General features: G+C 59.5%; 10 protein-coding genes and 2 tRNA genes. 5 read left to right on the forward strand and 7 right to left on the reverse strand.

What is annotated here, in order from left to right:
* Positions 1-81: 81 nt before the first annotated feature.
* From AC0L2V_RS27915 to AC0L2V_RS27925, 3 genes are all read right to left on the reverse strand, one after another.
* A complete protein-coding gene (locus tag AC0L2V_RS27915; RefSeq protein WP_473521754.1) occupies positions 82-750 on the reverse strand; it encodes a protein-L-isoaspartate O-methyltransferase family protein in 669 nt (222 codons plus the stop codon).
* A gap of 137 nt (positions 751-887) precedes the next feature.
* Positions 888-961, reverse strand: a tRNA-Cys gene (locus tag AC0L2V_RS27920).
* Positions 962-1296: 335 nt separating this feature from the next.
* On the reverse strand, positions 1297-1557 hold the full coding sequence (locus AC0L2V_RS27925; protein WP_023802589.1) for a hypothetical protein: 261 nt from the start codon (positions 1555-1557) through the stop codon (positions 1297-1299).
* A gap of 221 nt (positions 1558-1778) precedes the next feature.
* On the opposite strand from AC0L2V_RS27925, the gene AC0L2V_RS27930 reads away from it, so the two are divergent.
* Positions 1779-1853: transfer RNA gene (locus AC0L2V_RS27930), tRNA-Asn, on the forward strand.
* A gap of 92 nt (positions 1854-1945) precedes the next feature.
* The gene (locus AC0L2V_RS27935; protein ID WP_473521755.1) at positions 1946-3331 is read left to right on the forward strand and encodes a tyrosine-type recombinase/integrase; all 1386 of its coding nucleotides are present in this window, start codon (positions 1946-1948) and stop codon (positions 3329-3331) included.
* Positions 3332-3452: 121 nt separating this feature from the next.
* On the opposite strand, the gene AC0L2V_RS27940 is transcribed toward AC0L2V_RS27935, so the two are convergent.
* From AC0L2V_RS27940 to AC0L2V_RS27950, 3 genes are all read right to left on the reverse strand, one after another.
* The gene (locus tag AC0L2V_RS27940; RefSeq protein ID WP_473521756.1) at positions 3453-6041 is read right to left on the reverse strand and encodes a S8 family peptidase; all 2589 of its coding nucleotides are present in this window, start codon (positions 6039-6041) and stop codon (positions 3453-3455) included.
* A gap of 25 nt (positions 6042-6066) precedes the next feature.
* A complete protein-coding gene (locus AC0L2V_RS27945; RefSeq protein WP_473521757.1) occupies positions 6067-7065 on the reverse strand; it encodes an AAA family ATPase in 999 nt (332 codons plus the stop codon).
* 163 nt (positions 7066-7228) lie between these two features.
* Positions 7229-7549, reverse strand: coding sequence for a hypothetical protein (locus AC0L2V_RS27950; RefSeq protein WP_473521758.1), 321 nt, complete (start codon positions 7547-7549; stop codon positions 7229-7231).
* Positions 7550-7660: 111 nt separating this feature from the next.
* On the opposite strand from AC0L2V_RS27950, the gene AC0L2V_RS27955 reads away from it, so the two are divergent.
* The 3 genes from AC0L2V_RS27955 to AC0L2V_RS27965 are packed head-to-tail and all read left to right on the forward strand — an operon-like array spanning position 7661 to position 8449.
* Positions 7661-7870 carry a hypothetical protein gene (locus AC0L2V_RS27955; RefSeq protein WP_473521759.1) on the forward strand — a complete coding sequence of 70 codons (210 nt, stop codon included), beginning with the start codon at positions 7661-7663 and terminating at the stop codon, positions 7868-7870.
* An 11-nt stretch (positions 7871-7881) separates the two neighbouring features.
* Positions 7882-8193, forward strand: coding sequence for a hypothetical protein (locus AC0L2V_RS27960; RefSeq protein WP_473521760.1), 312 nt, complete (start codon positions 7882-7884; stop codon positions 8191-8193).
* The gene (locus tag AC0L2V_RS27965; protein ID WP_473521761.1) at positions 8186-8449 is read left to right on the forward strand and encodes a hypothetical protein; all 264 of its coding nucleotides are present in this window, start codon (positions 8186-8188) and stop codon (positions 8447-8449) included. Before AC0L2V_RS27960 ends, AC0L2V_RS27965 begins: the two co-directional genes overlap by 8 nt.
* 344 nt (positions 8450-8793) lie before the next feature.
* Here AC0L2V_RS27965 and AC0L2V_RS27970 read toward each other — a convergent pair whose 3' ends face one another.
* Positions 8794-9039: a DUF982 domain-containing protein gene (locus AC0L2V_RS27970; RefSeq protein WP_473521762.1), complete on the reverse strand. Its 246-nt coding sequence runs from the start codon at positions 9037-9039 to the stop codon at positions 8794-8796.
* Positions 9040-9540: the final 501 nt, after the last annotated feature.

Here is a 9540-nt window from a genome sequence, read left to right on the forward strand (position 1 = left end):
AACACCCCGGTTGTGCGGATCAGCAACAATTGTTCAAGCGCAAGCGAACATGACAACGGCTTTGCTGCAAGCCAAAATCACTCAGAACTCGAACGCACGAATACGATCGAATCCCGGTAGTGGCTTAATTGCCGCATTAAAGGCGCCTCTTCCGGTTACGACCCCCCCTGTTTTCAGGAACAATCGGGCCACGCCCGAATTCCCCTGCCCTTCGACGGCGACGAGCCGACCGCCTTCCGCAAGCTGGTCGAGCAGCGGTTCCGGCACTTTCTCGACGCTGCCGCCGATGAAAATGACATCGTAGAGCGCTCCCGCGGCATGGCCTTCCGGCAGCGGTCCCTTGACCACGCTGACATTGTCGCAGCCCAGCGCCGAAAGCGTCGACATCGCGGTCTCGGCCAATGCCGGATCGCTTTCCAGCGCAACGATGGACTTTGCCAGCCGCGACAGGATCGCCGCCGCATAGCCGGTGCCGCAGCCGACATCGAGCGCCGAATCGCCAGGGCCAATCTCGGCCAGTTGCATCAGCTTGGCCAGCGGCGAAGGCTCCATGAGATAGCGCGGGCCGTCCGCGGTATTGGCAATGCGGATGTCCTCGTCGATATAGGCCAGATCGCGCTGATCGGGAGCGACAAAGGCCTCGCGCGGCACGACAAGCATCGCTTCGAGCAGCGGCGCGCTGGTTACGTCGGTGGTGCGGACCTGGCCGTCGACCATTTTTACCCGACGTTCGGCAAAATCAGCGCTCATGTTCCAACCAATCCGCCCAAGACCAACCTGTTCAAGATCAATCCGCCCAAGATCGATCCGCTTGCCGCGCCAAGATCGCGGCTCATGTCGACTGGAACTCAAGCCCCCTGGCGCTGGTGCGCGGGAGCTTGGGCAACTGGAGGCCTCGCCCGGAATCGAACCGGGGTGCAAGGATTTGCAGTCCTCTGCGTAACCACTCCGCCACGAGGCCTCATTGCTCCCGGCGTTCCACCCGGTTCCAATAGGTTGCGGCGAAAATGCCGTCAAGCGGCCATGGTGCATTCCCGGACGGTTTCCCCTCGGCCATGATGCCACGCGCCGAGCCAACGACACGCATGCTCCGAGAACCGGAGCGCAGCGGACGTCAGAGCGCTGCGCCTCCAATTGGCGCGCGGCGCCGTAGGTAAGCGCAGAACCGCCATCATCTGGCCGTCGGAGCAGAATTTCCAAACAAGGCTCTCAGCCAGTCCGGTCATTTAGCCAGCTGAGTCGACCCGGAAAGAACGCCTTCGCAGGGCTTGCCGGCTGGCGAAGTCGGTACAGCCGTCAGTTCGGCCGCCGCCGCCGTTCCCACCACACGACGAGCCGGCGCCGGTGGCGACGCACCACGGCAAACTCGTAGGAGAGCACCAGCAATCCGATCGGCACCATCCAGAAGCCCAGGATCGGCAGAAAGCCGAGAATGCCGCCGAAGATCAGCACGACGCCGATTGCAATCCTGAGGCCGCGCGAGCGCGGCATGGTGAACTCACGGCCGAAGACCGATATTTTTCGTGCCGGTGGGTGGTTGTGGCTTGCTGCGCTCATGTCTGGTCAGTGGTCCGTTCGGGCAAAGTAAAAGCTTCAGCTGACGAAAGCCGCAACCGCCTTTTCGGTTCCGCGCACCCCGCCAGACGGCTCATATGAGGACGCACGCACATGATTGCCAGAAATCGTGGCGCGAAAAAGCGGCGAAAAATACGAAATGCTTCTTTGCAAAGCCGAAACGGGTTTGCTATAGGCTGCGCCACTCACATGAGAGCCTCTGTTCCCCGGTAGCTCAGTGGTAGAGCAACCGGCTGTTAACCGGTTGGTCGCTGGTTCGAATCCGGCCCGGGGAGCCACTATCACCAGAAATGTCTTGAAACCCAAGGGTTGCAAGGGTTCCCGCTTCCCCAGAGATACACCGCGAGATACACTGCGGGGTACCCTGAGCATGAAGATTGACGTGAAGCACATACAGAAACGCGGCAAGGCTGGCTGGCGCTACAGGCGCAAAATACCTGAGGAACTTCGGACCATTCTGGGCAAGCGAGAACACCTCGTGCCGCTTGGGGCCACCGAACAGGAAGCCCTCAAGAAGTACCCGAGGGTTCACGCCGAGGCCGAGAAACTCTTGTCCGAGGCGGTCAAGCGAGCCAATGGCCCTGCGCCGACAGAGTGGGGACATTTCCGCGACGGCATAGCCGCAGCCCGCAAGCTGGGCTTCCGCCAAGACCGCGACTCCCCGTCTCTCGACGAAATCGAGTATGACACGGACTGGCAGGCTAGATTGAAGGCCATCGAGAAGCTTGCCCGCAAGTACGTTCCCAATTTCGACAGTGTCGAGTACGACGACGACGACCTCCCCCTCCCCGATTTCCTCCCGACCGAGGCAGACACCGCATTGGCGCGCGCGCTGATGCTGAACCCATCGGGTACCCCAGCCCCGACCCTAGAAGACGCCAAGCGGCTCTATCTTAAGGAGCGCGTTGGGGACGACGAGACGAAGCAGATGGAGCTTGAGCGGGTTTTCAAGCTCGTCAAGGAAGCGCTCGGCAAAGACCGCAAGCTGGCAAGCATCAAGCGCGAGGACGCCAAGGAAGTCCGCGACCACATGCTCGACGGTCGCAAAGCGTCTTCTGTGGACCGCTATCTGAACGTGGTCCGCGCGATGATCAACCACGCCATAAGGGAATTTGACCTCGCTGGCGTGATCAACCCCTTCATGAACTTGGAAGCCGCACCGAAGGATAAGGCCGAGCCGGATAAGGACAAGCGCCGCCCCTTCACGCTGGACGAGGTCGCCGCGATAACCGCCCGCATTGCCTACCACGCCAAGACGGACCTTCAACACATCTGGACAATTCTAAATGGAACTGGGTGCCGCCTTGCTGAGGTCTCGGGCCTTCGTGTCGCAGACGTGCATCTTGACCACACCGTTCCGCATATCACGGTCGAGTGGCATGACGACCGGCGCATTAAGAATAGAGTATCGCGGCGCAACGTCCCGCTGTTAGGTGCCGCTTTGGAGGCTGCAAAGGAAGCCGTCAAGGCCGCCGGCAAAGCCTCAATGCTGTTCCCTGCCTATGGTCGACCCCGTGGTCCCGCGTCAGCCTCAGCCGCCCTCGGCAAGCATGTCCGCACCTGCGTATCTGACCCTAAGGCCACCACCCATTCCCTTCGCCACCTGATGAAAGACCGGCTGCGACTGGCCGGCGTCACTAAGTCGGACCAAGACATTGTTCTGGGTCACTCCTCGGGCAGCGTTGGAGAGGACTATGGTGGCGACGAGGCGCGGCTTGAGGTGGCCAGACGGGCGCTCGAGAAGGCGCTTGCATAGCAGGTAGCATAATTGAAGAAAAACGGTCCGCGAAGATATGTTGGTCGCGTTCTGTGTCGATGTCCGATTGCCAAAAGCCAGTGGATATGGCGTAGGAGAGCCTGGCGCAACAGAGATCATGTTATCCCCCTGTTGCGACGACGACTTGACTGGCTTCGAGGTGTGCTTCCACTTCGGCGGAAATCTCCGAATATAGGTCAACCTCATTCCCTTCGGCGGTTATGGATACCGCAAGGGAGTATCGGGCCCTGTCGTTTGCCCGCTTCTGCCCCAAGTGAGACTTCCACCAGCCGCCGACCGGATAGATTGCAATGTGATCATGGGCAGCGAGATCGACTGCGTAACCCCGCCACAAGTCACAGTGAAGAGAACCCGCCTGTACAGCCTTCGGTCCTAGGAGCCAGCGGCTCGGTTCGCTTGGTTGCTTGCCGGCTTCAATCACCGCCGCTTCTGGTTCATCACCTGCTTCTATCTCTGGTCGGGCAAGGCGGCTTCGGAACTCATCATCCGTCTCTAGTCGTTTCTTCAACTCGAAGCGCAACCCGAACGAACGATACGTTTCCGGGCGCGTTGCTGCCCTCCCCGAGAGATTCGGCTCGGTGAAATAGGAAAGCGTGACCTTCATGATAACGATGACGTTCTCAAGCGCCTGCAACGCTGTCCTCGGCCACGGCAATTCATAAAAATGCATCTCGTTGAACACAGCGACACCCTGTGCGAGGGCGAAGGGCTGAATCTCTGCTTGAGCGAGCAGAGTGACGTCGTTGCGGGCCGAAGCTACCGCTCGCCCAATGTTTGGAACGCCGAACCCCACATCGCGGAGTATGAGATGCTTGGCCCCTTTGCTGGTGCCTTTCCAGTGCGCTCCCTTGCCGATCAGCCTTTTGCGGATTGGAGAGGGCCACTCAGCGGATTGCACGACTAAAGCGCGATAACTCTCGGGCCACAATCCAGGCACTGCCGCCTTTAGCTGCCCTACAAAGTTTCCAGCCATCGCGGTGGCTGCGCTCGTCGCCCAGAAGGGCACCAATGGTTCGCCCTCCACGTTAGAACCCGTTCCAAGAAGGGACACCGCTGGATGCCAGTCGCAGTCATCCGCTTCGTCGACCATCATGTTGCCGGCCTCGAAGAGTACCTCAGGCTTGATCGGAGTGAGTTCCCCAACAAGAAGTTGAGAGCCGGTACTAAACGGGCTCTTGTCGTTCGCTGCTGCGAGCGGCGTTAGATTCGCCGCCAATTCGCTCTTTGTTGTGAACCCTCCTATCGTCAGCGCATTCCAGCTCTGCGCCGGGTCTTCGATGGTGTGATGTTGCTCCACTTGGGCCCGGGGCCCACCGATCACGTTGCCGCCTGCCACCAGGATGAATCGTTTCGGATGATCCTTGGCAGCAAAGTCTTCATCGCGCTCGCCGGGCATTGACCCCGCACTGATTTGATCCAGCGAACCACTCCACGATGACGGCGAGTCGGGGGCGAAGAGGTGCGTTGACGAGGCGATGCAGAAGCTCCGCTGAACATTCGGGCGTTGGATTTCTGCGGTGGAAACTGCCGATTGAGTTACGATGCCATAGGCCGAGGGGCGGTTCGCCGGGAAGCCGTTCGGCGGCAGAAATTTCACCGACTCGACATTGTGGCTGAGGATTACAGCCTGATGGTCATTCATTCGCCAAATGAGGTCTCCATAGAGAACCATTCCGGCCATCGGCGTTCCATGACCCCCATGTGGGTGATGGTCGTCCGTGCCCCATTGGTCGTCGATAGTCCACGCTCCGGCAACGCCCGGGGCGATGAGCGGATGAGCAGCAGCGACGCCTGTGTCGATGACGCAAACGGCCGGAGCATCGTCAGGGGGGACCTGAACGCGGCCAACAAGCTCCTTGACCCAATCATGCTGCCCAAAGCCATCGCTATCGAGTTCTAGGAATGGCTCAATGCTCCCGTCGGCCTTACGCACCTCCCAAACAGCACCGGGAATGCGCGAAAGAAACGCAGCCATAGTCGCTGACGAGGCGTGAACGAACACGACCTCGGAGTCAGGGAATTTCAGCCTTTCGTTGTGAACCTCAAGGCCGGCATTTTGAGCCGCATTAATTACGGCATTGGTGCGAGGGCCCGGCTTCGCTGTCGAGGGCTCTCTTACCCACAACTCCCACCAGGCCGACTCTGGCGCGTTGAGATCGACTTCACCGCCAAACAGCGTTCGTGCTTCGGCAGGCCGTATAACTTCGATGGGCTCAAACTTCGCGACATCAGGGCGTTTCTTGTTCCCCAAGTTCTCAGCGCCATAGGCGCTTATGCGGCCGAGAAGAAAGTCGCGCGCATCATCCGGGACAAACAGGACAGCCCGTTCGGTCCTGTCATCCTGTCGTGTGGAGCGAAGCACCACAATGTCTTGACCTGGGTAGTCTAGCGCGGGTGTTTTGCTTGGCCCACTACGTTCGCTGGAGGGAACCATCGTATCGAGTTCGACAATCGCGCCCCGCCTCTGCCCGACGATGGCCAATCGTGCATCCTGACCGGGAGCGGGTATAGCGCCAAGCGCGGCAGTAAGGTGCTGAATGAGGGATAGCGCATGAGCGTGGTAGTCATCCCGGCGCGGCTTACGATCTTGGGGGCGATTGGGGAACTCGTATTGTGCAGGCGCACGGAAAGCCTCAATTCGTATGTGCGCCAATTCGTGCGCTGAAAATTGATCACCCTCTCCAGCCATTCAGACCGCCCCTCCCCAAGAACTATCAGCGACGGGCGTTCAGTCGCCCCTTAAATGCAGCACGGTCATCGAGTGCCGCTCGAAGAGCCAACACCGAAAGTGTCTCTGCTCCTCCCAAAATCGCGTCCTTGACGACGGTGTCAGCCGCACGGACCAACTCGCCTTGGCTCAGGCCTTCAGTCGCGCTTGCTACTTCTGCCCAAGCCTTTGCCGTCATCTTCAGGCGTCCAAGCCGACGGGCTAGAATAGCGCGGGCCGCTTGGTGATCGGGCACGTCGTATTCGACGATCTCATCGAACCGCCTTGCCAGCGCCTTGTCGAGGATCTCCGGGTGATTGGTTGCCGCCACAACGAGGCTGTCTGTCGCGTTCGGCTCTTCCATGAAGGTCAAGACCGAATTGAGCACTCGTCGGATTTCACCCACATCATTGGTATCACCCCGACTTGAGCCCATCGCGTCAAATTCATCAAGCAGGTACACCGCCCGCGTCTTCGCAACTTGGTCGAAAAGGAGACGAAGCTTGCCGGCTGTCTCGCCGAAGAAGCGACTGAAGAGGGCATCAAGCCGTACTGTGAAGAGCGGAAGGCGGAGTTCGCCAGCAAGGGCAGAAGCCGTCATCGTTTTTCCGGTGCCAGGCGGGCCAACCAGCAGGAGATGAGTTGCGGGCACCTGCCCATGGTTGCGCAACAGCGCGCGTTCCGACTGCTGCCGCACCACACGATTAAGCCGAGATCGAACGCCATCGGCCAGCACCATGCTATCAAGGCTTGTCTTCGGATAGAAGCTTTGAACAACCTCTTGAAGCTCTCCGCGGGGACGTGCGAGGGGAATTACCGATTGCCCCTTAGGCGGGTTAGTTTCCCGCTCGCGCATGCGTTGAACGAGTCGCTTCAGTTTCTCGGCGTCGACTGAGTTGCCACTACGGGCCTCTTGCGCAGCCACCTGCAGGGCAATTGACATGAATTGGTCTTCATCGCCGGCCACGTGCGAGTTGAGAAGTGCAATGAACTGCTTTGTTGACATCCGCGCACCTCCGCAATCGTTGTTCTAAGAAGAATGCCTTTACTCAGTGCATGTTCTGAGTCCCGAAGCTATAGCAGAGTCCAAGTTTCCAAGCCATTTCACTTGGGAACATGCGGGGTCGGGCTAGCCCCAAGCTCGCGGAGCGGCCACTCCTAGAGCGTCGTCAGTTCTCATCCTTCCAGACGATCCGCCGTATGATCCTGATTTCGGCAAGCCGCCTGACGCGAATGCCCTGCCGTTCTCGCGCCGTTGGGTTTTGCGTCTCTACGTGCATGAACTCATGCTTTCCGCAGCGTTCACAGCTCATCTTGCTCCCAACCAGTTCCGCCTCAATGTCCCCGAAGATTTCCCTCAGGTCCTCCGGCCGATACCAGCGCTTGACGTTGCAGAGCCCGCATTGGACGCGCACAAGCTGCCCGACCTCGTGGGCATTGCTGAGTTTCCATTCGCTACCGCGCTTACGTCTTCCACCGTTGTCAGGCATGATCCAAAATAGGAACGCATTCCTCCTCTGGTCAATTCACCCTTGACAGATTTGTTCCTATTTTGTTCACTGTGCCGGCACCGCGTCGGACTACGCAGTGGGAGGCACCAAATGGGCATTATGCATCTGGACCCTGAGACCAAGGCGGAACTGCACTCCGAAGCGATGAAGCTGATCGCCCGCTATGACAGCCCGCTTGAGACGGTGAAGGCGCTCATGGCCTACAACTGTGAGCTTGAGACGAAGATACTCGCCATGGTCTACCGGCATCCTGGGGTGGCAACTGTCAGCTACGACGACACGCCGGTTGTGTTGGGGTGACAACCACGGTCATGCAGGATTTTATCACCTTTTTAGACGCCAACTCGGAACTGGTGCTGGCGAACCCGGCCGTCTTTGCGACGTTTGCCGTTCTCTTTGGAGGTGGAGGCTTCCTAGTCGGCCGCTACTTGCTGACCGAACGTATCGCCAATCTGGAAAGCCGAATAGCAAGACGTGACGAGGAAATCGCAGACCTAAAGGGCGAACAGAAAGCTCCAATGCGGGAACTGTCGATGGTGCCTTTGATCGGTGCCACTGCGATTTATCCCAGTGAACCTGCTGCCCAACTCCCCGCCCAGCGGAAAGGCAACCAACGTGTCTGAGAACATCCTCCCCCAGCAGAAGACCCCTAAGCTCATCGTGGTCACTGCCTTCGACCGCGACGAGAGCGGCGAGCTTCAGCCTGTCTTTGGGCCAGCCGAGCAGCAGACTGAGGACCGGGCAATAAGGACCGCGAAGGGCTTGGCCGGGAAACATGCGGGGGTCATTGCGTGGTCGCGCGATGCTAATCCGTCGCTGGGCGAATACGGCGAGCCGACGACGCTCTTTGTGGGTGGCGACGTGCCGGACATGGAGTGAAGAGGTGGCTAGTCCACTTCCTGCTCAGAAGGATGGGCGGCATGGCATCATCGAAGGAAAATGAACTCTAGCCGGCCGCCGGCAACTCACTCGTTTAGGCACTGAATTGATTCCAGGCTCATCTGATTGGATGGCTAGGGGAACGAACGTGCCCATTTTGCTAAATTAGCAATGACGCATTGATGGTCTATTATTCGCCCCAGCCGGCGACCGCCCCCCCGACCTGCCAGCCGGCCAGGCCCGGCGGCCGTTGCGCCCCCAAGCAGGGGCTGCCGGGCCGCCCCATCAAACGCACTGTAGCGACCAACGTGAGACGAGATAGAACAAATAACGCAAATGGAGACCTAACCAGAGGAGCGCAGCAATCCCTCCTCCTTGGCAGCGGCCTCTAAGGCCTTCCTTACGTCGTCAGGTGTGCCCTCGCCTTCAAGGCAGGCCATGCAGGCTTTGATTGCCTTCTTCCATTTGGGTCCCCGCTTGGTCCATTTCATGAGTTCCGCGGCGGCACCCTCCACATTGTTGCAGCCATAAGTGAGCCCAGGTCGGTCTGTCTCGATGTTGACCGGGGGGTGAAACCAATGGAGAGCCATGAGGATAATTTAGGGGATGCTCATGTGTTTGGTAGAGGCGAGGCTTAGGCACGGATGCTTGGGAGAGGGTCACGCGCTGGGCGACGTAGGAAGCGTTACGGCGGGCCTGAGAGGGCTGGAGGTTGCGCACAGGGCGATGCGGAAGGCGTTGGCATAGTCGTCGAGCACTGGGATGACTGCGAGCTTCAGGTAACGGCTGTGGTATGCCGCTGCGGTCAACATCGGATCGCCCAGGCAGGTAATGCGGTCGCCTTGACGGAGCGGCCGAAGTGGATCGTCAGGCTTGGGCGGAGGGCGTTTGTGGTCGACGAGCGGGTGCCTGAGGGGTTGCCCCTTTGCGTCGGTGATCTCCTCAGGCAGCGTCGAGGAGGACCAGGAGGGGGCACGGCCGAAGGTCGCTGAAGATGGCGCTCTGGGTCGGCTAGACCTTCGGGGTTCCGTGACGGTAAATGAGCAGCGGGGACCGGGGTGGGGGCTTGGGGTTAGTCCCCGCTGCTTTGA

This window comes from Mesorhizobium sp. WSM4814 (assembly GCF_055811595.1).

Coding starts and splice junctions, on each gene's coding strand:
- AC0L2V_RS27915 (WP_473521754.1), bottom strand. CDS start 750: ATGAGCGCTGATTTTGCCGAACGTCGGGTAAAAATGGTCGACGGCCAG.
- AC0L2V_RS27925 (WP_023802589.1), bottom strand. CDS start 1,557: ATGAGCGCAGCAAGCCACAACCACCCACCGGCACGAAAAATATCGGTC.
- AC0L2V_RS27935 (WP_473521755.1), top strand. CDS start 1,946: ATGAAGATTGACGTGAAGCACATACAGAAACGCGGCAAGGCTGGCTGG.
- AC0L2V_RS27940 (WP_473521756.1), bottom strand. CDS start 6,041: ATGGCTGGAGAGGGTGATCAATTTTCAGCGCACGAATTGGCGCACATA.
- AC0L2V_RS27945 (WP_473521757.1), bottom strand. CDS start 7,065: ATGTCAACAAAGCAGTTCATTGCACTTCTCAACTCGCACGTGGCCGGC.
- AC0L2V_RS27950 (WP_473521758.1), bottom strand. CDS start 7,549: ATGCCTGACAACGGTGGAAGACGTAAGCGCGGTAGCGAATGGAAACTC.
- AC0L2V_RS27955 (WP_473521759.1), top strand. CDS start 7,661: ATGGGCATTATGCATCTGGACCCTGAGACCAAGGCGGAACTGCACTCC.
- AC0L2V_RS27960 (WP_473521760.1), top strand. CDS start 7,882: ATGCAGGATTTTATCACCTTTTTAGACGCCAACTCGGAACTGGTGCTG.
- AC0L2V_RS27970 (WP_473521762.1), bottom strand. CDS start 9,039: ATGGCTCTCCATTGGTTTCACCCCCCGGTCAACATCGAGACAGACCGA.